This window comes from Cellulosilyticum lentocellum DSM 5427 (assembly GCF_000178835.2).
Lineage (GTDB): Bacteria > Bacillota > Clostridia > Lachnospirales > Cellulosilyticaceae > Cellulosilyticum > Cellulosilyticum lentocellum.
This window is the reverse complement of record NC_015275.1, coordinates 4,614,227-4,639,254: the sequence shown is the minus strand read 5'-3', so window position 1 is coordinate 4,639,254 and position 25,028 is coordinate 4,614,227. Positions and strand designations below refer to the sequence as shown.

The following is a 25,028-nucleotide window of genomic DNA, read 5'->3' as shown; positions in this document are numbered from 1 at the left end:
AGCTATAATTGTAAGATTTAAGTCAATGAAGACAAAATATGAAAAGGTAATTTGTTTTAAATTATATATAATAAAATCAGTTGTAAAAATTAAAACTAAAGGAGAAAGAATATGAATTTTGATAATGACTGTTTTTATTGTGTGAAAGACCATCGTTTAACAGATATTATGATTAAAATCTGTGATCTAGAGGCAAGTACTCTGTATTTATTTAAGGAGCAAACTTATAGAGGAAGATGCTTAGTTGCGTATAAAGAACATAAAAGCGAGTTATTTGATTTAAGTGATGATGAAAGAAACGCTTTTATGAAGGATGTGGCTAGAGTAGCTAAGGCAATGAGTGAAGCTTTTGGTGCTTATAAGATTAACTATGGTGCTTATGCAGATAAGATGACTCATTTACACTATCATATTGTTCCTAAATATGAAGGGGGACCAGGTTTTGGAGGAACTTTTGAAATGATGCCAGAGCCTAAAGTACTTTTAAGTGAAGCAGAATATGAAGAACTTATTAGAAGAATTAAAGAAAAACTTTAAGGTAGTATAAGGAGCCCTGGTTTACCATGTATTAACTTATGCTATTATAAAGGGGTAACTAAAAATAGATAGCAGTATACGACTTAAGATATTAGCTAAGTATAGTGGAGGACCTCATGAATTATAAGCAAGAAATATTAGCTTATTCACCTGTAAATGCTCAGGAAATGAGCGAGAAGAAAGTGATACTAGAATATATTGAAAGATTCCCTGATACTATATTATTGAGAGAAAATGAATTTGCTCATCTTACAAGTTCAGGCTTTATTATGAATGAGATGCTAGATAAGGTACTTATGGTCCATCATAATATTTATAAGACATGGGCATGGACTGGAGGACATGCTGATGGGGATGAAGATTTATTACATGTAGCACTTAAAGAAGCAACAGAAGAAACAGGGGTAAAGCATATTAAACCACTCATGAATACCATAGCTTCATTAGATATTCTACCTGTATGGGGGCATATTAAAAGAGGATGTTATGTACCGACACATATGCATCTATCAGTTGCCTATATACTTATTGCAGATGAAAAGGAAGCTGTAGAAATAAATAGAGAAGAAAATAGTGGTGTCATGTGGATTCCGATAGAAGAACTTGAAAAGTATTGCAATGAACCAGAAATATTAGTGGTGTATCATAAGTTGATACAACAGGCCAAAAATTGTGTAGCCAATAAAGCATAAATAGGAGCTACATTAAGTATAGTACGAAAAAGGGCTTGAAATATGGCAGTTAAAGTTGTAGTATGAAGGTAAATATGAAATGAAGAAAAGGAGAATGAAATGAGAATGATTTTAGCTTAATGAACAGATTATTTTTACAATTAAAGAGAGAGCATACTCTTTCTTGTTGTGCAAAAATCTATGAAGCTAATCATACTCATAAGTCATTGTCCAAGATTTATATATAGATTAATTGTGTAGCCTTTAGAAAAGCGTATTTTAGGGCTACAGGTCTATAGAAGTAAATAAGGATTATTAAAAGACTGTAAATGAGCATGAGTTCATTTGCAGTCTTTTTAAAATCTAAACTAATAGACAAGAAGATGAGAAATAAAGAGATGGAGATGCATAACAAAAGAGGTGTGCTTTCGTAAAATATGAGGTGAAATGATGACAGCTATTTTACAAGGAAAGCATATTAGTAAAGAGTTTGGTGACAAAGTAATATTAAATGATATTAATTTTGAGATTGAATCAGGAAAAAAGATAGGAATAGTAGGAAGTAATGGGGCAGGTAAAACAACGTTAGCTGATATAATTACCAATACAGTTAAGCCTACAAGTGGTCAGCTCCTTTGTCAATATAGTGGTATGGATATAGGATATATGAAGCAAGCTACAGAGTATTTAGATTTAGAACAAACATTGAGCGGAGGAGAGAGGACAAAGAAACTTTTAACACAACTTCTTTATAGTAAGAAAGATTTTCTAGTGCTAGATGAGCCAACTAATCACCTGGATTATGAAGGGGTAAAGTGGCTTATTAAACAAATAAAAGCTTTTAAAGGGGCAGTTGTTATCATATCACATGACCGCTTTTTTCTAGACCAATGTATTGATAGTATTATGGAAATTGATCAAGGGAAGATCGTTAATTATAACGGAAATTATTCCTTTTACAGAGAAGAGAAAAGGAGACGATATGAGAGTCAGCTCCATTTATTTATGGAACAAGAGAAACTTAAATCACAAATTAGAGGACAAATAGAAGAACTAAAGGGATGGTCTGAAAAAGCTCATAGAGAGTCTCGTAAAAAGGCAATTGCTACAGGAAATAAGTTCGGGGGAAAAGAGTACAATAGGGTAAAAGCTAAAAAAATGGATAAGGCAGTTAAGTCTAGAATTAAAAGATTAGAAAAAATAGAAGTAGGTGGCTTAATAAAACCAGAAGAAGAAATAAAAGTATTATTTCAGCTAGAAGCCACTAAAAAAGTTGGAGATACTATCTTACAAGCAAAAGATATTCGTAAATTCTATGGGAATAAGTTGATTTTTAACCAAAGTTCCTTTTACGTCAAAAGAGGAGAGAAGATAGGGGTATATGGTGTTAATGGTTGTGGCAAATCAACCTTAGTTAAAGCAATATTAAAACAAGTACCACTTGAAGGAGAAATAAGAATTAGTGAAGAAAGGAAGATTGGCTATATCAGCCAGGATGTTTTAGATATAAAGGAGGAGAAAAGTATCTTGCAGGTATTTGAAACCACCAATAAAGAAGAAGAGCGTCAAATACGTATGGCACTTGTACAAATGGGTTTTTCCAATGATCGCTTGTATGATAAAGCCGAGGTTCTTAGTTTAGGAGAGCGTATGAAGCTCAAATTATTGCTTCTTATTCGTCAAGGATGTGAAGTACTTATTCTAGATGAGCCTACTAATCATATAGATCTTCATGTTAGAGAGCAGCTAGAAGAGACACTTAAAGATTACAATGGAACCCTGATTTTGGTAACACATGACAGGTATATGTTAGAGCAGCTGTGTGATAAATTATTAGTTTTTGAAAACCAGATCATTAGACGTTATGAATATGGCATTAGAGAGTACTTAGAAAGAAAAGAACAAAAACAAGTAGCACAAGATGAAACTCATAGAAAAGAAATGAAGAGCAATAAAGAAGATAAGATGTTATTAGAAAATGAAATAGCATACATCATAGGACAGTTAAGTAGAGAAAAGCAAGGAACACCAATGTATGAGGAGCTAGATAATAAATACCAAGAATTAATAAAAAAAAGAAATGGATTTTGATTAACAGGCTTGAAAAAAGGTATTAAATATGTTAGAGTTTGAAAAGTAAAACAACTTTCTATGTTAAGAATTAAATGCTTTAATGTAGAAGCGAAAGGAGTGTTGTATGATGACTAATAATAAATTAATGGTGGTAAACAACTAAAATCAAATAGTGGCAAAGCAAATGCTAAAGGTGACTCTAGCCCTTTATTTGTGATGCCGTTTTGTGAAACCTTTCGTGAATACTGTGGCCAGTAAAGACACATCACATAGGTGTGTCTTTTTTGCATGCATTTTTGAAAGACAAACGGTATAAAAGTATTTGACACTATTGATTTTAGTAAAAGCGAGCAAGCTAACTAAAACATAAAATAGTGGAGGCAATCATGATAGATTTAAGAAGATTAGGATATATTGAGCAAGTAGTTGATATTGAAGGAGATTACCTATTAGGACGTATTGTTGCAGTTCATAGAGAACTTTATAAGGTGATATGTAATAGTGGAGAAAGAGATGCCGTATTAAAGGCGAGTATTTATCATCATGGAGAAACAGGAGAGATATTTCCGACGGTAGGAGACTTTGTACTTATTGATTATAATGCAAGTGGCAGTAGCCGTATCGTAAAGACTTTAGAGCGCAAGTCTTACTTTTCTAGAAAGGATCCAGATGTAGGCAGAGGAGAGCAAGTAGTAGCTGCTAACTTTGATTATGTGTTTATACTGATGTCTTTAAACCATGATTTTAATTTAAAACGTTTAGAACGTTACCTAGCAGCAAGTTGGCAAAGTGGGGGCATTCCTGTAGTCGTATTAACAAAAGCAGATTTAACCCCTAACTATGAGGACTTAGTAAAGCAGGTAGCTGATACAGCAATAGGGGTAGAGGTAATTGTCATTAGTTCTAAGACAGGATTTGGTTTAGAAAACCTAAACAAATTTATACAACCTGGTAAAACCATAGTATGTTTAGGTTCATCAGGTGTAGGAAAATCAAGTTTAGTAAATGCTCTCTTAGGAGCAGATTGTATGAAGACTAGTGGCATAAGGGAAGAAGATTCTAAAGGGCATCATACGACTACTCATAGGCAATTATTATTTCTAGAAAATGGGGCTATGCTGATTGATACACCTGGAATGAGAGAATTAGGTATGTGGGATATTACTACAGGCCTAGGAGAGACCTTTGTAGATATAGAAGGTCTAATACAGCAATGTAAATTTTCTGATTGCACACATCATAATGAACCAGGTTGTGCTATTAATGAAGCACTGATAAATGGCGATTTATTACCTACAAGATGGCAAAGCTATTTAAAATTGCAGAAGGAAGCAGCCTATAGTGCTAATAAGGCATTATATTTTCAAAGAGTAAAAGAAAAGGCTAAAAGCAATGCCAAGTTTATTAAACAAAAGAAACAAGCCAGAAATAAGGATCAGTATAATAAGGGGGATTTTTAATATGCAACAATTAGAGACAGAACGATTAGTAATAAGACGCTTTAAAGAAGAGGACTGGAAAGATTTATATGAGTATCTTTCTGATGAGGAAGTAGTGCGTTATGAGCCTTATCAAGCTTTTTCTATAGAAGCAAGTCAAAATGAAGCTAAAAGTAGGGCAGAAAGTCCAGCGTTTTTAGCGGTTTGTCTAAAAGAAAATAATAAGCTCATTGGCAATATTTACTTTGCAAAACAAGAGTTTAAAACATGGGAAATAGGTTATGTGTTTAATCGGTCTTATCAAGGGAGAGGGTATGCTACAGAAGCAGCAAATGCTGTTATAGCTTATGGTTTTAATACTAGGGGAGCAAGAAGAATTGTTGCCATGTGTAATCCGCTTAATACAGCATCTTGGAGATTGTTGGAGCGTTTAGGAATGAGAAGAGAAGGTCATTTAAAACAAAACATCTATTTCAAAAAAGATGAAAAAGGAAATCCCATTTGGAGTGATACCTATGAATATGCCATTCTTAAAGACGAGTATATTAAACAATAGTCATAAAAGTTTAAAAAAATAAGCTTTATTTGTAGAACGATATGCCTAAAATGTATTGAATATGTTGAAAAGAGGGGGAACAGGGTTTATATTTTATATTAAGATACTGTAAATGGGGTGATATATATGAAAGAGCAAAAAGAAGGGACTAAAAAGAGGGAAATAAATATTTATTCTCTAAAGACAAAAATGGTTTTTTTACTACTAATTGTTATCATAATAACTACAGGCATAAATATATGGACCGCTATTCCTCTGGCAAGTGATAGCCTATCAAATGTAAATCAAAATTACTTATATGACTTAGTTGTAGCGTATGGGGATGAAGTTGACAAGATTCTATCCGAAAGTAATGGAGAGTATGTAGAAGCACTAAAAGAACTGGTAGCAGGTATAGGAATAAAGGGGATTGATTCAAGTTATGCTTATATAGTGAAAAAAGATGGAACTATGCTATATCATCCTACGACTGACAAAATAGGTAAACCAGTAGAGAATAAAGTAGTAACAGAGGTGGTAAAACAACTTAATGAAGGAAACGTATCAGAACCAACTGTTGTTGGTTATGACTTTAAGGGGCTTAAAAAATATGCTGCTTATTATATAACAAAAAATACTAATGACATATTAGTGATTACAGCTGATGAAGCAGATATTCTAAAACCAATAGAGAGAATTATTAGGAGAAGCATATCAGGAGGGGGATTTGCTCTTGTTGTAGCTTTAATTATGGGATATGTTATTACAGGCTATTTAGTACGTCCTATTAAAAAAGCTACAACATTGGTAACAAGAATTGCAGAATTAGATTTTGTTGAGGATGAAGAGCAGAATAAACTTAATAAGCGTAAAGATGAAACAGGAGAAATGAGTAGAGCCATTACAACGTTAAGAGAAAGTTTATTAAAGGTTGTTACTCATATTAAAGAGCAAGGAAATAACTTATTTTCTGCGTCAGAACTTCTTAGCACCAATGCCTCAGAGACAGCTATAACTATAGAACAAGTAGAAAATGCTGTTCATGATATGGCAGCAGGGGCAACTAGTCAAGCAGAGGAAACACAAAAAGCAACAGACCACGTCATTGTTATAGGTGACATGATAGAAGAGACTAATAAAGCTGTAGCAACACTTAATGATCATGCTAAGCAGATAAAGATATCTAGTGAAGCAGCAACGGAGACTTTAAAAGAATTAGATAATATAAATAAAAAAGCAAGTGATTCTATCGATGTCATTTATAAACAAACGAATACAACTAATGAATCAGCTTTAAAAATTAAAGAAGCAATAGCACTAATCACCTCTATTGCAGATGAAACCAATCTTTTATCCCTCAATGCATCTATTGAAGCAGCAAGAGCAGGGGAACAAGGAAGAGGCTTTGCAGTAGTAGCAACTCAAATTCAGAAACTAGCAGAACAATCTAATGATTCAGCTAGAAAGATAGAGGAAATCATTTCTTCTCTCATTAAAGATTCTACAACTGCTGTTGGAACTATGAAAGAAGTTAAAGAAATAATAGAAAAGCAAAATGAAAATGTAGAAAAAACGAATACCATCTTTGTTGAAGTAAAGAAAGGAATAGATAATTCTATTGAGGGAGTTCAAGCCATTCTAGAACGAACTAAGAAGATGGACGAAGCAAGAGTAAAGGTAGTGGATATTGTACATAGTTTATCAGCTATAGCAGATGAAAATGCGGCTAGTACACAGGAAACATCAGCTTCTGCTACAGAAGTAAGTAGTATTATGGTTAATGTTTCGGAGAATGCTATTCAATTAAAAGAGATTGCTAATAGTTTAGATCAAGGTATGAATGTATTTAAGCTATAAGTTTTGGGAGAAGGTATGAAGACAAAAGAGAAGATAGTTTATGAAGCGTTAACCTTGTTTTCAATGCAAGGATACAATGCTGTTTCGGTAAGGGATATTTCACGGGCAGTAGGGATTAAGGAAAGTTCTTTATACAATCATTTTAAGAACAAGCAAGATATTTTTGATGGAGTAGTTGAAGTTTGTTATGAAAAAGCTACTACTTTTTATGAAGCGATGCAAATCCCTTATACGATAGGAGATAGTAAGGTAGATATGTATCAAGGGATTTCGAATGAACTGCTTATGCAGATTACATTTAAAATATTCGAGTACTATTTTTGTGATGAATATGCAGTTAAGTTTAGAAGGATGCTTATTATTGAGCAATTTAATAATAAAAAGATTCAAGAACTTTATAGAAAGCTTTATATGGAGGATGTAATTCATTTCCAGTCCAGCATATTTAAATATCTTATTTCAAAAGGAGAGTTCAGAAGCGTTGATCCGGAGTATATAGCAATAGCGTTTTATTCGCCGATCTTCTTGATGCTAAATCAATATGATGAGTTTGATGAGGAAGTTAAACAGAAACTAAAAAGGCATGTACTTGAATTTAAGGAAGCTTTTAAGCCAGAATAGAAATGAGCCTGTTAGACAGGGCACAGATGTGCCACTGCTTAACAGGCTTATTATTTATAATAGCTCTTGATTTAAAAAGTCAATAAAACAAGAAGTTGCTTTAGAAAAAGTAGTGTCAGTAGCATAAGCAATATCAATAGAACGTTTACTTGGAGAGAGAGTAAAAGGAATTTCTACCAAGGATCCAGTTGCCAACTCTTCTGATACAAAGTCTTTAATAACAGAAGTAATACCAAGTCCGAGTTTTGCACAAGCAATAAGGAAATTCATATCTCCAGCAACAATATCAGGAACAATGGAAATTCCCTGATTAGCAAGGACTGTTTCCAAGTAAAGTCTAGTGACACTATCTTTAGATAAAAACATAAAAGAAGCCTGTTCGCAAAGCTCTGGTAAGGTTAGAGAAGAAATGGATTCATAGTAACTAGGACTACAAACGAAGATATCCTCAATTTTCTTTAAAGGGATGAAACTAAGACCATCATAATAGTTAGATGAACTTACAATAACAATATCAAGTACCCCTTTTTTTGCTAAGTCTAATGTCTTTGTTGTAGAATCATTAATAATTTGTAATTTAATATGAGGGTAACGTTCCATAAAGCTTTTTAGCAGAGGCATGAGAAAATGTGTTCCTAAAGTAGAACTAACTCCTAGATTAATTTGCCCTGCATTTAAGGAATGAAGCTTAAGGAGAAGTTTTTCGCCTTCTTCTAAGGCTTCTAAGGCCGTTTGAACATGTTTATAAAAAAGCTCGCCTTCTGGTGTAAGAGAAATGCCTTTAGAACGCCTAGAAAAAAGGGAGGTTCCTAGAGAAGATTCTAAGGCTTTAATAGATTTACTAACTGCTGGTTGAGAAATATAAAGGGCTTTGGCTGCTTGAGAAAAGCTTTGATACTGAGCCACTGTATAAAAAACATGATATAAATGAAGTTCACTAATCAAGATATAACCTCCAGTTATGAATGATATAAATATTTGATAATTTTATTATAATTTATTATCCGACAAAGTAAATAAAAATTCAGAATATATTTATCGTTACTTGCTAAATTATACAGCTAGTCAGTAAGCTTCATAAATGCTATCATAAACAGATAGAAGTGGAGGAAGAGTAGTGAGTGATTATGAAGTAGTATTAAAAGCAGAACAAGTTTACTTAGATAAAGTAACAGAATTTCTTAATGAACAGATTTCATTAGGGGGAGATGCGGTTGATGAACAAAAGAGAAACCTTATAGCTCTCAGAAGAGAGATGTGGGCAGGGGGAGTACCAGCTGTTGATGATTACGATAGAAATATTGAACTTACTCAATATCATACTATGGAGAGAATAGAAACCTCTCAATATGAACATAAACTAGGGAAGTTAGAAAAATATAAACGTGTGTTAGATAAACCATACTTTGGACGTTTTGATTTTACAGAAGAAGGAGAAAGTACAGAAGCTGTTTACATTGGTTATCAAAATGTTATGAACGATGATACCTATGAGGTAATGGTTTATGACTGGAGAGCACCTATTGCAAGTATGTTTTATCGTAATGAATTAGGACCTGCTAGCTATGAGGCCCCTTGTGGAGAGATTCGCGGGGAAGTGAGTTTAAAGAGACAATACGAAATTGAAAAGGGAAAGCTAGATTATTTCTTTGATTGCTCCTTAACTATTACAGACGACATGCTAAAAGAAGCTTTAGGCAACAATGCTTCGACCTATATGAAAAACATCGTTGAGACCATTCAAAAAGAGCAAGATATGATTATTAGAAATAAAGGAAATGATGTACTTATTGTTCAAGGGGTAGCAGGAAGTGGAAAAACGTCTATTGCGATGCATCGAATTGCCTTTTTATTATATGAACGTATGGCAGAGGGACTTACTAGCGATAACATTATGATTATCTCTCCCAACCACTTATTTGGAGAATATGTAAGTACTGTTTTACCAGAGCTAGGGGAAGAGAATGTAAAATATAGTACTATGGAAGATTTCTTTGAAACTTATTTTAAACAGAGTATTCGCATGCGTTCTAGAAGTAGTCAATTAGAATACATGATTACGAATAAAAATAGAAAGGCTATTAGAAATACCATTCGCTTTAAAGGGTCTAGCCAATTTGTACACATGTTAGACCGTTTAATTGATATTTATGAAAAAGAGCTTATTCAGTTTAAAGACGTTTATTATGCAGAAGAATTGATTGCAGATGCAAAAAGCCTCAAAAAGAACTTCCTAGATAATCCTATTAATATGGCTGTTGGTAGACGTTTAGATCGAATTCAAAATAGGCTAGAGAAAAAGCTACGAGAGTTAGAAAAAGCAAAACGAAAAGAACTTTTTAAAATGCTTAAAGGTGAAGGCGGCTATGATGTAGACGAAAAGGTTAATGAAAAGTTAAATAGCTATAGAGATCAAACGTTAGGCACAATAAGAAGTTTTACTAAGGTTAATTGTTTTAGATTATATGAGAAATTATTTAAGGATGAAAGCTTATTTAATCGCGCCGCATCAGGGTTAAATTTGCCTAAGTCTAGTGATTCGATTCGCACTTTTACAGCAAAGAGTTTAAGAGCGGACCTAGTAACTTATGAAGATGGAATGGCTCTACTTTACTTGAAGTTAAAGTTAGAAGGTGAAAGACTTTATCCTCAGATTAAACAAGTACTTATAGATGAAGCTCAAGATTATTATCCATTACAATATAAAGTCTTAGGAGAAATCTTTAAAGGTACACAATATACTATCCTAGGTGATATCGGTCAAACCATTGAAAAATCAGAAACAGAAGATTTATATGATGAGGTTATTAGATGTTTAGAGCCTAAAAACGCATTAAAGCTAAGTCTTACTAAAAGTTATCGTTCATCTTATGAAATTAGCTTATTTACCTCTAAGTTGAGAGATGGAGAGGTAGGTGCTATTGCTTTTGAAAGACATGAAGAAGTCCCTGTTATTGCTGAGCATGAAAATGAAGCTCAAGAACTGGAGTGGATAGAAGATCGAGTTAAGACTTATCAAAAAGAAGGCTATGAAACCATAGCAATCATCTGTAAATCTCAAAAACAAGTGAATCATGTGTATAGTAAGCTTTCTAGAAAGCTAGATATTCACCAATTAAATCCAGAAGAAGAAGGTTATCAAAAAGGTATTCACATTATGCCAGTTTATATGGCAAAAGGATTAGAATATGATGCAGTTATTGTCTATGAAGTGAATGAAGTGAATTATGATGAGCCGGAGGATAAACAACTTCTTTATATTGCTTGTACTAGGGCACTTCACCGTTTAGCATTATGTCATACAGGAGAAGTGAGTCATTTTTTAAAGATATAGCGGGATAGTTAAAATAGTAGCCTATAGTTGATAAGACTGGCTACTATTTTTGCAATTTTTTATAATAAGTACTATGATAAAACTTAGTCACATGATAAAAAGCTAGTAATGGAACATAGATAGATGGATATGTAAAGAAATTAAGGGGGAGAAAAATGAATACAAAGAAAAAGGCTCTAAAAGCGGCTATTCCACATACTATTCCGGTTTTGGCAGGATTTATATTTTTAGGTATAGCTTATGGCGTACTAATGGCAAGTAAAGGGTATGGTGCTTTATGGTCATTTTTAATGAGTACCATAGCTTTTTGCGGAAGCATGCAGTTTGTGGCAATTACATTACTAACAAGCACGTTTGCTCCAGTACAAACGCTTATTTTAACTTTATTAGTTAATGCAAGACATTTGTTTTATGGCATATCAATGCTTAAGAAATATAGAGGAGTAGGAAGATTAAAGCCTTTTCTTATTTTCATGATGTGCGATGAAACCTTTTCAGTCAATTATAGTGCTCAAGTCCCAGAAGGTGTAGATAAGGGATGGTTCTATTTTTTTATTTCATTTCTAAACTATAGCTATTGGGCATTAGGGTCAGTATTAGGCGGATTATTGGGGAACTTTATTACGTTTAATACAGAAGGATTAGATTTTTCATTAACAGCATTATTTGTAGTTATTTTTTTGGACCAATGGAAGGAAAGGAAAAACCGGGTTCCTGCTTTATTAGGGGTAGGCGCTGCTAGTATAAGCTTAGTTATATTTGGACCAAGTGATTTTATTATTCCAGCTATGATTCTTATTTTAGCTAGCTTAACTTTACTTAGAAGAAAATTAGATCCGAAGGTAGAGGGGGATGAGCAGATATGTATTTAACACCCGTACAAACGTTAATTATTATTGGCTGTGTGGCTCTAGGAACTATGACCACTAGATTCTTGCCCTTTATTTTGTTTCCAGACTATAAAGAAGTTCCTGAGTATATTGCTTATTTGGGGAAAGTACTTCCTTATGCAGTTATTGGATTATTAGTAATCTATTGTTTAAAGGGTATTTCATTTACTACAATGCCATTTGGATTACCCGAATTAATAGGGGTTGCCGGCACTGCTTTACTACACCTATGGAAAAGGAATACTCTCCTGAGCATTGGTGGAGGGACGGTTCTTTATATGATATTAGTACAAGGTATTTTTTAGGACTATAGGCAATGGAAAGCTAAAGAGTTAATAATTTTAGAGCATATAATGAAGGATGTGCCTATTTTTTGTAATGTTAATATGCGTTGCTTGTAGCAACAGTTAAGTATAGATTACTATTAAAAATAGCAAAGGAGGGATCACTTGTGTTTAGTGAAAACCTAAAAGCATTAAGGAAAACAAAAGGATTTACACAAGAAGAAATTGCTATTAGATTAAATGTAGTTCGTCAGACGATTTCAAAGTGGGAAAAAGGACTTTCTATACCTGATGCAGATATATTAATCAAAATTGCGGCACTCTTTGACGTATCAGTAAGTGAGCTACTGGGTTCTAAGTTAGAGGATGAAAAAGATATTAATATTGTAGCAGAGCAATTATCTAGGATAAATGAGCAGCTTGCTATAAAAAATCGTCGTGCTCATCTTATTTGGAAAAGTATTATAATTGTTATTACTACCATTGTAGTCATAAATATAATATTGGTTATAGTAGGCATAGTATCATTTAATAGTTTTCAAAATATCAAAACCACGACGGTGGTGACAGAAACAGAAGTCATTATTCCGAAAGAATAGAGGCTGAGGAGAAATATCAACTAAACAAATAGCGGGTTTATTAACTTACAGCACTTCATTATGAAGTGCTTTTTTATTTATCGCTCTTAAAATATATTATAGGTAATTATACATAAATGATAGAATAGTATTGACAATAATGAACTACAGTTGTAGTCTATAAACAACTACAACTGTAGTTGGTGTTGGTATCTATTAGATAAAGAGTGATAGAAGGAGAATAAGATATAGTCTAAAAAATTAAAGAGATTATTTCTAAAGACTATGCTAATGAGTTTAGTTGTAATGATAAGAATTATTACAGTAGGATTAGCTTGAACATCTAGAGGAAGAAAGGTAATGGAGGTTAGTATGGAAAAGAATATTACAGAAGCAGAATGGAAAATCATGCATGTATTATGGGAGCTGTCCCCATTGAGTTTAAAAGAAATTATAGAGGAGTTAAAAAAAGAAAAAGCTTGGTCTAATACCACAGTACGCACACTTATTGTGAGATTAATGGAGAAAGGCTTTATTGATGCAGATAAAACAACTAGTACTTTTAAGTATTATCCCTTAGTTCAGAAAGAAGAGTGTCAAATAAAAGAAGCTAAGAATTTAATTAATACAGTATTTGAAGGGTCTATGGGGATGTTAGTTACTGCTTTTGCTAAAAGGGGAAAGTTAACAGAAAAAGAGCAGGAAGAATTACGTAAGCTCATTGATAAAATAGAGGAGGAATAGTATGAATGTCATAGGGGAGATTTTAAGTTGGAGTTTAATGGCTAGCGGCATTATTGGAATTATACTGCTATTAAGAGTGTTACTTAAAGGGAAAATACAAAGAAGCTTAATATACGGTTTGTGGATTGTAGTTTTAATTAGGCTAATTATACCAGTATTACCGAGTAGCAAAATAAGCATTTTTAACTTATTTGATACAGGAATATCAAGTGCTAGGCTGAATACATCAAATGCTTCCAGTTTACAGGAAAAGGTGTTATTAGAGGCTGAATTTAGTCCTGAAAAAGATATTATAATTACAACAGCTAATGAAGAGTCTGGACAAGCTATGAAGGCAGAAGCGGATATGTTCAATAATAATAGCCCACTAAGGAACAGCTTACTTAGCGAGACAGTAAGCTTAATACTGCTACTTATATGGCTGTTAGGGAGTATAGTGGTAATTGGTTATTTTGGATACGGATATTGTAAATTAAAGAAAGAATTAAAAGGTGCAGAAAAGGTAACAGATGAAAAAATTCTTATACGTGCACAGCAGATCAAAGAAAAGGTACATATTCATGCTGATATTAGTATGGTTAAAGGGAAGTACCCAATGATCTTTGGCTTTTTAAGGCCAATCATTTGTATACCTGAAGGGTTTAGTATAGAAGAAGTAGAAATGATGTTATATCATGAATTAATTCACTTGAAGTATAGAGATAACAAGGTAACTTATCTTCAAATTTTAGCAGTAGCATTTCATTGGTTTAATCCTCTAGCATGGCTGGCTATGAAATTAATGAAAGAAGATATGGAAATAGCTTGTGATGAAAGAGTAATGGCTTTAGGAGTTAACAGAAAGCAGTATGCTAATACATTATTAAATATAGTTTTCACACCTAAAAACCAGCAATATCTAGTACAGGGAATGGGAGAAAATCCTAATCACATTAAAGAGAGAATTATAAAAATTACAATGTTTAAAAAGCATAAGTTAGGAGTTTCTATTATAGGAGGGCTTCTTTTGGTGGGGGTTATTTTAGTTTGTTTAACTAATGCTATACCAAAGAAAGATGGAGGAGTCATACCTAGTGCTCAGCAAAGTAATAAGGATACTAACGAAACTACTAAGTTACCGGGAGCAAACAATATAGCAGTGTTTGGTCTTGATGCGGATGGTACACGAACAGATACTATTTTTGTAGTGAATTTTAATGATAATCAAGATGAAGTAAGAATTGTTTCTATTCCTAGAGATACAAAGATTGAGTGGGATGAAGAACAAAGTAATTTACTAAAGCCAGAATCTGTTTTTGTAAGTAAAATAGGAGAGATGTATGCCTATAGCCAGGGACAATACATAGAACAATTAGCTGTAAAAGAAATAGAAGAAATGTTAAATATTCAGATTGCAAGCTATGTTATTATAGACTTTACAGCTGTGGAAAAAACAATTGATAGTATAGGCGGATTAGAATTAGATATACCACAAGATATGTATTATAGGGATAGTGCTCAGGGACTTAACATTAATATTAAAGCAGGGCTTCAACAATTGAATGGAAGCGATGTATTAGGGGTTTTAAGATATAGAAAAGGTTATATAAACGGTGATGTTGGACGTATTCAAATGCAACAATACGTCATGAGTACCTTCTTAAGCAAGATATTAAACGATGGAGATATAAGTACTATTACGGCTAGCGCGCTAGAAATCATAAAGGGTGTAAAGACTAATATCAATGTAGACGATATAACTTATTACATAAAGCTAGTAATGGGCATAGATACAAAGAACATACAATTTTACACCATAGCTGGAGAAGCCAATAGCCAGGAAGGTAGAAGTTACTTCTATCCAGATATGGATAAGAACTTAACTATTTTAAATAAGTAGTTCTATAAAAAATAAGAGCTTGGAAACAAGTTACTTATTTTTTATTTTTGTTGTAACAAAGTCTTTAAAAGTGTGACTTATAAAGAGAGAGGAGGGGTTAAGTGTTAGAGATAGAACAGCTGTATCAAATGTATAAGGAAGATGTCTTTAGATATTTAGTAAGTTTAACACATAATCCAGCCCTTTCGGAGGATTTACTTTCAGAGATATTCGTGATTGCCATTAGAAGGATAGGAACATATAGAGGTGATGCCTCTATAAAGACATGGCTATTTGGAATCGCGAGGAATGTATGGTTACAGCAGCTACGAAGGCAAAATAAAGATATAGATAGTAGTGCATTGTTTGAAATTTATGTAACAGATGGAATAGAGCAAGCTTTTATAGATAAGGAAATTATAAAAAGGATTAATGAACTTTTAGGGGAAAAGGATGAGCGAACAAAGCAAATTATTTATATGAGGGCAGAAGGCTATGCATTCGCTGAAATAGGTAAAAAGTTAGGTATATCGGAAAACTCAGCTAGGGTAATAGAATTTAGAACTAAACGATGGCTAAAGGAGAAGTTATTAGAGGAGGGATTTGGATGAAAAAAATAGAAGACGTAGAGATTAATTGCAATGTTTGCTTAGATTTGATGCCCCTAGTAAAAGACAAAGTAGCCAGTGATGATAGTGAGATGTTAGTTGCTAAGCATATAGAAAACTGTGAAAGCTGCAAAGCATTATTTAGTAGTGAAGAGATAGATAGGGAGTATAAAGTAGATGACCGAAAGGTTATTAGTAATATAAAAAGTAAGATCATTTCCATAGGGCTTATTATATTAATTATAGGTGGGTTATTAGGCATTTACTTATCTAACTCTCAAGGTATGTTTTATAACGTACTTATTATGCCATGTATAGGGATAGCAGGATGTGTCTTACTAAGAAAGAAATACTATTGGGTACCAGTAGGAATCTTTACATTATCTTATCTAGGTATTATCATTCAAAGCCTTTTAGAGGACATAGAATGGTTAGGCCGTATGCCAGAATTATTTATCATGCCTCTGTTTCTAAGTATTATTTATACGATTTTAGTGGGAATAGGTACGGCTATTGGTGCTTTATTTGGATATGTTTTTGGAAAGGAGTCTAAGCAGACGATGCCATGGATAAAAAGATTTATTGCAGGAGTATTAGGGATTTCTCTTATGGGAATAGTTCTATGGGGTGCTAATGATTTACTTGGTAATCCTATCTCAGCAGCTTTTGCCACTCATAAGGTTGAAGCGTATGTAGCTGAGAAATACCCAAAGTTAGATTTGGAAGTCGGAAAGGCTCGTTATAATTTCAAATTTAATAACTATATGGTCAATGTGAGTTCGAAAACTAGCATAGATACTCATTTCACAATAGAGTATAGAAAAGGGACAATACAGTATGATGGGTATGAGAGTTATGTACAAGGCAAGTTTAATACAAGAGATAGACTAGGAGAAACCTGTGCAAAAGAAGTCATTTCACTTTTATCGAGAATACCTCAGTTAGAGGACAATACTGCTATGGTAGACTTTGTAGATCCTGAGAGATTGGAGAAGAGTGAGAGAGAATCATTAGAGAAAAGTATTGTATTAGATATGTCCTTTAATAAGGAGTTAACTTCTAATATGTTTATTTCTATTAGAACAGAACTAACTGATACATCGGCTAAAAATCTGGAAGGAATATTAAAAGAGTCTTATGTTATCTTAAAGGAAGAAGGTTATGAGTTTAAAAGCTATGGATTATTTTCTGAAACCAAAGAAATGTTGGTTATGATTGATAATGTAACTCCTGAGGATATAGTAAATGGTCAATTGCTTAAGGCACTAGAGGAGGCAGAGCAAAATGAGAATAGTGAAATGCCTTCAGGAATGAGCATAGTAATCAGAAAGAGAGAGCAGTAAGTGAAGTGGAAGATTTGTAGAACAAATAATATCTAATATAGAGATTATAGCAAGGCATCCTAAGAAAAGGATGCCTTTTTTAGCACAAAAAATAAGCGATAAGCTTTAAAATTGCAGTACAGGAATATATGGTAAAATATGCTTGAATTAATCGTATTATTTTTTTATAAATAGGGAATGAAGTAACTATCGTAGTTGTCTATATAAGTATAAGAGAAAATTAGAGGAGGACAACATGAAGGAAGAAGAAATCATAAAAGGCATACAAAGTGGCGATATGATTTGCTATGAGCAGTTAATAGATGAGTATGGGGCTTATTTAGTACGGGTTATTATGAAAGTTTCATCAGGTATGTTACAAACAACAGAGATAGAAGAACTCTGTGCAGACGTATTTATTAAAGTTTGGCAGAAGCAAAGAACATTAGAGATAGAAACAGGAAAGCTTAAAGCTTATCTAGGTGCGATGGCTAGAAACCATACTATTAATCTCATGAGAAGTAAAGGAAGAAGGGAGTTCATCCCATTAGAAGAAGACAGTATAGATTATGAAACCCCAGAAGATAGCTTAGTGCAGGAAGAGGACAATAAGCTAGTGTTGGCAGCACTTAATACATTGCCAGAGCCGGATAGAGAAATTTTTATAAGAAGATATTTCTATATGGAAAAAATAATCGACATAGCAGAAATCCTTCATTTAAACGTACAGACAGTAGGAACTAAGCTGTTTAGGGGAAAGAAGAAGCTAGAACGTGCACTGAAAGAAAGGGGTGTGGCATATGAATAAGAAGTTAACTGAGCTTATGGAAGATATACAAGAGGATTTAATGGAAGAGGTTATGGATGAGGCAGAAATAAGGGAAGTACCACAGGTTTCAATAGATCGCATAAAAGCTTTAGCAACTAGGAATATAGGGAAAATGTCAGAGGATAAGCGCGTACCTGATGAAACATATAAAGAGAACAACAGTATACATTTAGAAACAAATGAGAGAAGTAATGGGGCTAAGCGAAAAGGAGGTAGAGGACAGCTTACAAAGAGAATACTGATTCCGTTAGTAGCAGCAGCTTTAGTTGTAGGAACTGTAGCAGCAGTTAATTATAATCCTACTTTAAAAGATATATTTGGTGAGTTTTTTCCGTTTAAAGATCAAGTACAACCTATTGAAAAAAGTATGAGTGCTGAAGGCTTAACTTTTACTGCTGAAGGAGCTTTAATTGATAAAAAATCCGGATTGTTTATAGCAAGCTTTACTAAAGATGATGGAGGTACCTTCGAAGAGGGTAGTGAAGTAAAACAAATGCAAGTACAAACAGAAAGACCAGGTAGTATGGGCTGGGGAGTACAAAGCAGTTTATCTGAAGATAAAAAGCAGCTGAATTGTATCATAGATTTATCATCTAACCAGCAGTTATATGGTCAAAAGCTAACACTAGAAGCAAGTGGCATAAGAGTATGGAGAAATTTGTCCAAAGTATCTGATATAAAACTAGAGGAGCTAACACCAATAGAAATAAAACAGCCTTGGAAAAGCTATACAAGTGCTTTAGGACTTAATCAAATTCTAGTCGAGGATTTTAAGGAAATAAAACTAGATGCTTTTTATGTTAGCGATACAGGAATAGAACTGATTACAAGTTATTATGATCAAGTGAATATAGAAAATCAAAGTACGTATATAGAAATGATAGATGAAAGAACCGGCCAAAGCTATGAACCTTCTCAGAGTGAGCACTATTGGAGTGAGAAAGAAGCATTAAATAAAGACTACTACGTATTTAATCAGTTTAAAAAAGAAGACTTACCTTATCTTAAATTTAAAGTAGGGAATAATTATTTTGAAAATGTCCTAGATGGTAAGTGGCAAGTAGAGTTTCAACTGGATAAAAATAGTCAGACTAAAACAAGACATATGAGTCAAACCATTAAAAACGAAAAACAAAAGTTAACTATTACAAAAGTAGAAGTATCAGCATTAGGCGCTACTCTAGAAGGCTATAAAGGTTCTAAAAAGATAGAAGCTTTACAAGAAGTTTATTTGAAAATGAAAGACGGTACAAAAATTGATTTAAATAATACGGGGATGAATACACGCAATATAAAATTTAATATGTATTATAATGTAGTGAGAAGTGGAGAAAATAAAGAGGGACATAATTTAAGTAAAGTAGAAGGATTAACAGAAGGGATTAAAACACCGACTATAGATAGTGCCAGCGATTTGCTGGTATATGATTTTATCAATATAGAAGAAGTACAAAGTATAGTGATTGAAGGAGTGGAGATTCCTTTACAATAGCATAAATAAGGACCTAGAACATTGAGTAAAGGGGAGAGTGGCGTTCTAGGTCTTTATTATTAAACTAGGGAATTTATTATACCGTTATGAATGTAGTATAGCTTTAAAACGTGTTGAGGAAGTGAAGAGTCAATGAAAATAGGATGAAGTTAGACTCAGTACCTACATTAATTGCTCCTAAAGTAATAGTGAAATAGGGAGGATAATCCTTATAATCATATACGGAGATTTATAGTGAGTTTAAAGGCGGTTTTTAGACATACAAAAAAGCAAGAGCACATACAGCATAACGGTGTATGTGCTCTTGCTTTTTTGCTCCAGACCCTTGATGAAAACTTTCATGACTGCCTAAATAGACCTTATACAAGGCATAGAATGGCTCCTCAGCACTACTATGACAAGCATGGTGCCTACTAAGGACAGTTGTGAAAGCTAAACCAATGAGTGAGGAGCTCCTTAAAGTCTTAGCCGGTGCACCCTTTATGATTAGGAAGCTAAGGCATTAGGACTCTGGTTGAAACTTTATTTTTGGTACTGCAATAGATGTAAAAACACACTTCATAACTTATAAGTGGCGCCTCCCTGTCAGCGCACAAGTGAACATTTTCCTTAAGTCCAGAGGTACCTATAACAATAGATTGAGACTTGGCTGACCCGGTCAGTTCCTCAGGTTGATGCTGCGGTGATTATGCCGTGGGAAGTTATTTAATTTGTTTTTACACTTCTATATATGTCTCGTACTTGAGAAGTCCCTAGTAAAAAATCAAAAATCTTTTACAAGCTTCTTTGTCGCTTAAGTAGCTGTATATTTAAGAACATGAATATTAAAGAACAACCTAAGAGGATGAGACAGTCTAGCCAAATCCTTTCAAAACCACTACCTTTAAGCATGACTTCTGTTAAAGCATTAGTTGTATAGTGAAGAGGCATCAAGAGTCCGACAATCTCCCAACCATTTGATAAATTAAATAAGCCACATAAAAAGACTTGAGGGAGAATCACAATAGGGATGAATTGAACCATTTGAAATTCATTATTAGCTAAACTAGAGAGTAAAATACCAAGTGTTAGGGCAGTAATAGCGGTTAAAAGGTTAATAAGAAGTACGTACCATATACTACCGACTACTTTTAGACCGAGAACATAAATAACAAAGAAAGTAATCAGGAGCGTTTGAAGCAAGGCTAATAAACTAAAGCCAAATACATAGCCGATGATTATTTCACTCCTTTTGATAGGTGTAGAGAGGAGCTTTTCCAAAGTGCCTGAAGTTCTTTCAGTAAGAAAATTAATGCCAGCAATTAGAAAGACAACGAAGAAGATAATAATCCCAATAAGCCCAGCTCCGAAGTTATCAAAGAAAGAGGTATCCTCTTCACCATAAATATAGTCAGTAGTAAAGTTTGGCTCAGTCATATTAAGCTCAGATAGATCTATTTCTGGTACCTGTAATTTCACTTGAGGCATTTTAGTCTTTAATTGAGTGAGGCTATCTAAGAGAGTGCTAAGCTTTTCTTTAGTATCTTCAGCATTTTGTTTCATATTATTTTGAAGTACTTTTAGAGCGGAACTTTTTACTAATGCTTGGACTTTTTCAGCATCTAAACTGTTTGTACCGTCTAAGTAAATTTTGGCCTCAGTCATACTTGGATTCATATCAATGGCTGCGAGGATTTCTTTATTTTTTATAGCATTTGGGATATCTTCACTTTTAAGATAGGTAAGCTTGATATCCAAATCATCATTATGAGTAAGTTCTTCAATATAAGCACCAGGAGCTGTAACAATACCAAGGTTATAACTGCTACTTTCAGAATTAAGGATGAAATAAACAAGGCTTAAGATAACAAGGGGAGCAATAAGAATAAGAGCAATGGTTCTCTTATCATGGGTGACTTGAGTTAGAATTCTTGTAGTTAAAGCTTTAATTCTCATAGGAAAGGACCTCCTTTGAAGAAATATGAGATTTGCCAAAATAGATAAAGGCATCTTCTATATTAGTAACTTGAGCTTTTTCTAGAATTTGTTCAGGAGTACCCGCAGCAAGGATCGTGCCATTATACATCATAGCTAGCTCATGACATTTAGCAGCTTCATCCATAACATGAGTTGTAATAAGAATAGTTATCTTTTGCTCAGCAAGCTTATATAATTCCTCCCAAATACTATATCTAAGAAGAGGGTCTATTCCTACCGTGGGCTCATCAAGAATGAGAACTTTAGGATTAGCTAAGAGTGAAATAGCTAAAGCTAGTCTTTGCTTCATGCCACCAGAATAGGTGGAAACATATTTAGGTAGATAGTCGGTTAAGTTAACAAGGGTGGATACATATTCAAATCTTTCTTGAAGGAGCTGTTTATTAAAACCATATAAGCTTCCGAAGAACTTTAGATTTTCATAGCCAGAAAGTGTAGGATAAAGGGCGCTAGACTGAGACATATATCCTATTTGGGACATGAGCATTAGATTCGGCATTTCCTGGCCTAATATATAGACTTTTCCGGAGTCTTGTTTAGAAATACCAGCCATGATTTTAACAGAAGTACTTTTCCCACAACCAGAGGGGCCTAAAAGGCCATATATACAACCTTCAGGAATAGTTAGAGAAATATCAAATAGGATTTGATTTTTGCCAAAGGACTTATTAATATGCTCTAGGCATATAGTAGGGGTGGTTAACATAGACATTAGATCGCCTTCTTTACAATTAATGTTGATTCCAATCTGGAGTTGGTATATGGTTATAATAAATAAGATAGAATAAAAACAAAATAGACAATTGTTAAGAAAATGTTGGATAGGTAGGTAATCTAAGATGGTAAAGGATACACAGATTACAAGAATAAAAATATTAAACGCATTTTTAAAGCTTTATGGAAAAAAAAGGGATAGAAAAAATTACAATAGGTGAAATTACAAGGGAAGCTAAAATCTATAGAGGGACCTTTTATTACTATTATCAAGATATTTATGACCTATTAGCCAAAGTACAAGAACAGATTTTTGAAGAAGTAATAGGCATTATATCAAGGATGATAGAAGGTTTTATGAATGGAAACTTAGAAGAAATATGTATAATAATGAATCAATTGTTTGAAAATCATGAGGAGATGATGACACTATTTATTGCAAAAAAGCCAGATGTTACATTACAAAGGAAAATTAAAGAATGTGGTAAACGAGTAGCATTAGATAAGTTAGGAATAGAGGAAAATCAGTTATCTATAGAACAAAGATATTTGCTGGAATACATTGCAAGTGCACAACTAGGATTGATAAGATATTGGATAGAAAATAAAAAAGATATACCAGCTACTCAATTAGCAAAGGTTGTACAAATGGCTAATCTAAAGGGACCATTCACCTCTATCAAACAACTAGCAAGAATTTAAAAACTAATAGTGTATGAAATGAAAGAAAGCTATTGAGATAGATTTATCATAAAAATACATAAAGGGCGATACTAACAAATTAATGCTAGTATCGCCTTTTTATATTACTAGTGTAATGCCTTAGAAAGGTAATTTAGACAGTAATTAAGTCATACATAGGATCATTTAACACAGATAGCATTGCATCATAAGGGGTCTTACCAATGTTGGCTAAGATTGACTTGAAGACGGATGGAGACTGACCACTAGCCATTTGGACGCCTTTATAGTTTGAAGTAACCTGAAACACATCATTTCTAGAGTTGACATTCCAGAAGATAACATTAGGCATAGCATAGCCATGAGCTGCATAGTTTTTCACCATGCTATTGTAGAAGGTCCAGTTGCCTCTAGCAGTTGTTGCAAAGTCAAATTCCATATCAGTAATAATAACCAAAGAAGCTGGAAGTTCATCGGCACTAAGCTTATTTTTTACAGCAACAGTTAAAATAAGATTAAAAGCAGCTTCTAGGTCTGTATTCTCCACAATAGCAGGTATGCATTTAATTTTATCATAGAGGGTATTGCCCTTTACTTTAATTAAAGAAGGCCTACTTGAGAACGTCATAAAAGTATCTTTAAAAGCACCCTTGTTACGTTCAGCAAAGTAAAGTGCTAGACCAATAGAGGAGTGGATAGGACGCCCTCTCATAGAGCCAGAAGTATCAGCCATAACTAGTACATTCTGCTCACCTGTCACATAGTTAGGAAGGCTCTTCCATTGCTCCTCTAACAAAGCATCATAGTGATGAAAAGAGAAGTTTGAATTACGTTCAGATAGTCCAAGCTGCTCTAAGATATCATAGGGATATAAGGTGCTTGCATTAACTTTAGCCTCACCTTTAATAACAGCGTTTAAGTAATTCGTGAAGCCTTCTTCATCATGAGCTTTAAAGGCCTTGTGATAGATAAACATGGCCCTTGAAGGTACATGCTCATAAGCAATCTCGCTCCAGTTTTGACCAGACATTTTTACTTCTGTTACATCAATATACTTACGAAGTTTAGAGAGTGTTTGCCTATAAGCTTTTTCAGAAAGACCAAGTCTTTTGGCAGTTAACTTACCAAGGCGTGCTGTATCATCAGAGCTAGCATTGACAGACTTTAACCACTTAGCTAATAAGCTAATAGGCTCGTTGGCATGGTAGTTCCCTAGATCTAGAGTGAATTGTTCCTTGAGATAAGTCCACATAGCTTCTTCAACTGGTGTATCTACTAAGGTATAGAAGTCATCATAACGGCCTAATAAAGCAATAGCATCAAAATTCTTAATCACTATTTCAGGTGCTAATGTAGCTAAATATTTAAGAATAACCCTAAAGGTACGACGTTCACCGAGTCCACCACGGATATTACGTGCATAAAAGGCCATTTTAGTAGCAAGTAAAGTATCTTCTGCTAAGGCAGTGCTAAAGAGTCGTTCAATTTCACTTTCGTCACGTGCTCTAAGACTACCGATAGTACCAAAGAGGTCAAGAAGGTTGCTATTAGTTGTTTTAAGAGCAGTTGCTCCATTTTCTGTATATGTAATATTCGTTTCCTTTTGTAAGAATGATAAAAACTTGTTTTTCATAAAAATCATCTCCTTGATTAAAAAATAAATTCAAGACGCCCTCCACAATTGCATCGGGATTCGAACCCTTAATATTCTCTAAGGAATACTCCTGACGTGGACTTAAAGTTTGGAGCAATAAGGTTGGTTACTGATAAGGCGTCTTTAGATACAAGGCACTAGTTTGCAGTGCTCTACCAACTGAGCTACTAATAAAGATATTTCCTTATTAGACTAGAATCGAACTAGTGACAACTTAATATATGGCTGCATGTGCCTTTATAGAACAGGTTACTGTTTTTTCACTTAACAGGTGAGAAAGTTGCTGTAAGTAACCTTGTAGGCTTATAATAAAGCTAATTAATAGAAAAT

At 33.7% G+C, this 25,028-nt stretch carries 22 protein-coding genes; 18 read left to right on the top strand and 4 right to left on the bottom strand.

Annotated features, from left to right (window positions below; genetic code table 11):
* Positions 1 to 111: 111 nt before the first annotated feature.
* The 7 genes from CLOLE_RS21100 to CLOLE_RS21070 all read left to right on the top strand — a co-directional run bounded on the left by CLOLE_RS21100 (position 112) and on the right by CLOLE_RS21070 (position 7,733).
* The gene (locus CLOLE_RS21100; protein ID WP_013659152.1) at positions 112 to 537 is read left to right on the top strand and encodes an HIT family protein; all 426 of its coding nucleotides are present in this window, start codon (positions 112 to 114) and stop codon (positions 535 to 537) included.
* Positions 538 to 653: 116 nt separating this feature from the next.
* Positions 654 to 1,229, top strand: a complete 576-nt coding sequence (locus CLOLE_RS21095; protein WP_013659151.1) for an NUDIX hydrolase — start codon at positions 654 to 656, stop codon at positions 1,227 to 1,229.
* A gap of 429 nt (positions 1,230 to 1,658) precedes the next feature.
* The gene (abc-f, locus tag CLOLE_RS21090; protein WP_013659150.1) at positions 1,659 to 3,299 is read left to right on the top strand and encodes a ribosomal protection-like ABC-F family protein; all 1,641 of its coding nucleotides are present in this window, start codon (positions 1,659 to 1,661) and stop codon (positions 3,297 to 3,299) included.
* A gap of 368 nt (positions 3,300 to 3,667) precedes the next feature.
* Positions 3,668 to 4,741: a ribosome small subunit-dependent GTPase A gene (gene rsgA / locus CLOLE_RS21085; RefSeq protein ID WP_013659149.1), complete on the top strand. Its 1,074-nt coding sequence runs from the start codon at positions 3,668 to 3,670 to the stop codon at positions 4,739 to 4,741.
* A 1-nt stretch (position 4,742) separates the two neighbouring features.
* A complete protein-coding gene (locus CLOLE_RS21080) occupies positions 4,743 to 5,276 on the top strand; it encodes a GNAT family N-acetyltransferase (RefSeq protein WP_013659148.1) in 534 nt (177 codons plus the stop codon).
* A 126-nt stretch (positions 5,277 to 5,402) separates the two neighbouring features.
* A complete protein-coding gene (locus CLOLE_RS21075; RefSeq protein WP_013659147.1) occupies positions 5,403 to 7,112 on the top strand; it encodes a methyl-accepting chemotaxis protein in 1,710 nt (569 codons plus the stop codon).
* Positions 7,113 to 7,127: 15 nt separating this feature from the next.
* A complete protein-coding gene (locus CLOLE_RS21070; RefSeq protein ID WP_013659146.1) occupies positions 7,128 to 7,733 on the top strand; it encodes a TetR/AcrR family transcriptional regulator in 606 nt (201 codons plus the stop codon).
* Between the two features lie 54 nt (positions 7,734 to 7,787).
* Here the strand turns inward: CLOLE_RS21070 and CLOLE_RS21065 are convergent, their stop codons facing one another.
* The gene (locus tag CLOLE_RS21065; RefSeq protein WP_013659145.1) at positions 7,788 to 8,678 is read right to left on the bottom strand and encodes a LysR family transcriptional regulator; all 891 of its coding nucleotides are present in this window, start codon (positions 8,676 to 8,678) and stop codon (positions 7,788 to 7,790) included.
* A 172-nt stretch (positions 8,679 to 8,850) separates the two neighbouring features.
* Between CLOLE_RS21065 and CLOLE_RS21060 the strand changes: the two genes are divergently transcribed.
* The 10 genes from CLOLE_RS21060 (at position 8,851) to CLOLE_RS21010 (ending at position 19,672) form a co-directional block, all read left to right on the top strand.
* Positions 8,851 to 11,067, top strand: coding sequence for a HelD family protein (locus CLOLE_RS21060; RefSeq protein ID WP_013659144.1), 2,217 nt, complete (start codon positions 8,851 to 8,853; stop codon positions 11,065 to 11,067).
* A gap of 155 nt (positions 11,068 to 11,222) precedes the next feature.
* The gene (locus tag CLOLE_RS21055) at positions 11,223 to 11,939 is read left to right on the top strand and encodes an AzlC family ABC transporter permease (protein WP_013659143.1); all 717 of its coding nucleotides are present in this window, start codon (positions 11,223 to 11,225) and stop codon (positions 11,937 to 11,939) included.
* Positions 11,930 to 12,262 (top strand): branched-chain amino acid transporter permease, encoded by a 333-nt coding sequence (locus CLOLE_RS21050; protein ID WP_013659142.1) that lies wholly within the window; start codon positions 11,930 to 11,932, stop codon positions 12,260 to 12,262. Before CLOLE_RS21055 ends, CLOLE_RS21050 begins: the two co-directional genes overlap by 10 nt.
* A gap of 146 nt (positions 12,263 to 12,408) precedes the next feature.
* Positions 12,409 to 12,840: a helix-turn-helix domain-containing protein gene (locus CLOLE_RS21045; RefSeq protein WP_013659141.1), complete on the top strand. Its 432-nt coding sequence runs from the start codon at positions 12,409 to 12,411 to the stop codon at positions 12,838 to 12,840.
* A 351-nt stretch (positions 12,841 to 13,191) separates the two neighbouring features.
* Entirely contained in the window at positions 13,192 to 13,563 is a 372-nt protein-coding gene (locus CLOLE_RS21040; protein ID WP_013659140.1) for a BlaI/MecI/CopY family transcriptional regulator, read from the top strand.
* A gap of 1 nt (position 13,564) precedes the next feature.
* Positions 13,565 to 15,442: a M56 family metallopeptidase gene (locus CLOLE_RS21035; RefSeq protein WP_013659139.1), complete on the top strand. Its 1,878-nt coding sequence runs from the start codon at positions 13,565 to 13,567 to the stop codon at positions 15,440 to 15,442.
* A gap of 101 nt (positions 15,443 to 15,543) precedes the next feature.
* On the top strand, positions 15,544 to 16,032 hold the full coding sequence (locus tag CLOLE_RS21030) for an RNA polymerase sigma factor (RefSeq protein WP_013659138.1): 489 nt from the start codon (positions 15,544 to 15,546) through the stop codon (positions 16,030 to 16,032).
* The gene (locus CLOLE_RS22250; RefSeq protein WP_013659137.1) at positions 16,029 to 17,372 is read left to right on the top strand and encodes a YfjL-like protein; all 1,344 of its coding nucleotides are present in this window, start codon (positions 16,029 to 16,031) and stop codon (positions 17,370 to 17,372) included. The genes CLOLE_RS21030 and CLOLE_RS22250 overlap by 4 nt, the downstream gene beginning before the upstream one ends.
* Before the next feature lie 235 nt (positions 17,373 to 17,607).
* Positions 17,608 to 18,159 carry an RNA polymerase sigma factor gene (locus CLOLE_RS21015; RefSeq protein ID WP_013659136.1) on the top strand — a complete coding sequence of 184 codons (552 nt, stop codon included), beginning with the start codon at positions 17,608 to 17,610 and terminating at the stop codon, positions 18,157 to 18,159.
* Positions 18,152 to 19,672, top strand: a complete 1,521-nt coding sequence (locus tag CLOLE_RS21010; protein WP_013659135.1) for a DUF4179 domain-containing protein — start codon at positions 18,152 to 18,154, stop codon at positions 19,670 to 19,672. Before CLOLE_RS21015 ends, CLOLE_RS21010 begins: the two co-directional genes overlap by 8 nt.
* Before the next feature lie 774 nt (positions 19,673 to 20,446).
* On the opposite strand, the gene CLOLE_RS21000 is transcribed toward CLOLE_RS21010, so the two are convergent.
* Together CLOLE_RS21000 and CLOLE_RS20995 are read right to left on the bottom strand one after the other, a co-directional pair.
* Positions 20,447 to 21,607, bottom strand: coding sequence for an ABC transporter permease (locus CLOLE_RS21000; protein ID WP_013659134.1), 1,161 nt, complete (start codon positions 21,605 to 21,607; stop codon positions 20,447 to 20,449).
* The gene (locus tag CLOLE_RS20995) at positions 21,597 to 22,361 is read right to left on the bottom strand and encodes an ABC transporter ATP-binding protein (RefSeq protein WP_013659133.1); all 765 of its coding nucleotides are present in this window, start codon (positions 22,359 to 22,361) and stop codon (positions 21,597 to 21,599) included. Before CLOLE_RS20995 ends, CLOLE_RS21000 begins: the two co-directional genes overlap by 11 nt.
* 185 nt (positions 22,362 to 22,546) lie before the next feature.
* Here CLOLE_RS20995 and CLOLE_RS20990 point away from each other — a divergent pair, with 185 nt between their 5' ends.
* Positions 22,547 to 23,065 (top strand): TetR/AcrR family transcriptional regulator, encoded by a 519-nt coding sequence (locus CLOLE_RS20990; RefSeq protein ID WP_013659132.1) that lies wholly within the window; start codon positions 22,547 to 22,549, stop codon positions 23,063 to 23,065.
* Between the two features lie 133 nt (positions 23,066 to 23,198).
* Here CLOLE_RS20990 and CLOLE_RS20985 read toward each other — a convergent pair whose 3' ends face one another.
* A complete protein-coding gene (locus CLOLE_RS20985) occupies positions 23,199 to 24,677 on the bottom strand; it encodes a DUF2828 family protein (RefSeq protein WP_013659131.1) in 1,479 nt (492 codons plus the stop codon).
* Positions 24,678 to 25,028 lie beyond the last annotated feature (351 nt).

Excerpts from the sequence above, each read along its gene's own strand:
- CLOLE_RS21010 (WP_013659135.1), top strand. The coding sequence starts at position 18,152 with ATGAATAAGAAGTTAACTGAGCTTATGGAAGATATACAAGAGGATTTA.
- CLOLE_RS21050 (WP_013659142.1), top strand. The coding sequence starts at position 11,930 with ATGTATTTAACACCCGTACAAACGTTAATTATTATTGGCTGTGTGGCT.
- CLOLE_RS21055 (WP_013659143.1), top strand. The coding sequence starts at position 11,223 with ATGAATACAAAGAAAAAGGCTCTAAAAGCGGCTATTCCACATACTATT.
- CLOLE_RS21095 (WP_013659151.1), top strand. The coding sequence starts at position 654 with ATGAATTATAAGCAAGAAATATTAGCTTATTCACCTGTAAATGCTCAG.
- CLOLE_RS22250 (WP_013659137.1), top strand. The coding sequence starts at position 16,029 with ATGAAAAAAATAGAAGACGTAGAGATTAATTGCAATGTTTGCTTAGAT.
- CLOLE_RS21075 (WP_013659147.1), top strand. The coding sequence starts at position 5,403 with ATGAAAGAGCAAAAAGAAGGGACTAAAAAGAGGGAAATAAATATTTAT.
- CLOLE_RS21035 (WP_013659139.1), top strand. The coding sequence starts at position 13,565 with ATGAATGTCATAGGGGAGATTTTAAGTTGGAGTTTAATGGCTAGCGGC.
- CLOLE_RS20995 (WP_013659133.1), bottom strand. The coding sequence starts at position 22,361 with ATGTCTATGTTAACCACCCCTACTATATGCCTAGAGCATATTAATAAG.
- CLOLE_RS21080 (WP_013659148.1), top strand. The coding sequence starts at position 4,743 with ATGCAACAATTAGAGACAGAACGATTAGTAATAAGACGCTTTAAAGAA.
- CLOLE_RS21100 (WP_013659152.1), top strand. The coding sequence starts at position 112 with ATGAATTTTGATAATGACTGTTTTTATTGTGTGAAAGACCATCGTTTA.
- CLOLE_RS21000 (WP_013659134.1), bottom strand. The coding sequence starts at position 21,607 with ATGAGAATTAAAGCTTTAACTACAAGAATTCTAACTCAAGTCACCCAT.
- CLOLE_RS20985 (WP_013659131.1), bottom strand. The coding sequence starts at position 24,677 with ATGAAAAACAAGTTTTTATCATTCTTACAAAAGGAAACGAATATTACA.
- rsgA (WP_013659149.1), top strand. The coding sequence starts at position 3,668 with ATGATAGATTTAAGAAGATTAGGATATATTGAGCAAGTAGTTGATATT.
- CLOLE_RS21040 (WP_013659140.1), top strand. The coding sequence starts at position 13,192 with ATGGAAAAGAATATTACAGAAGCAGAATGGAAAATCATGCATGTATTA.
- CLOLE_RS21015 (WP_013659136.1), top strand. The coding sequence starts at position 17,608 with ATGAAGGAAGAAGAAATCATAAAAGGCATACAAAGTGGCGATATGATT.
- abc-f (WP_013659150.1), top strand. The coding sequence starts at position 1,659 with ATGACAGCTATTTTACAAGGAAAGCATATTAGTAAAGAGTTTGGTGAC.
- CLOLE_RS20990 (WP_013659132.1), top strand. The coding sequence starts at position 22,547 with ATGGAAAAAAAAGGGATAGAAAAAATTACAATAGGTGAAATTACAAGG.
- CLOLE_RS21070 (WP_013659146.1), top strand. The coding sequence starts at position 7,128 with ATGAAGACAAAAGAGAAGATAGTTTATGAAGCGTTAACCTTGTTTTCA.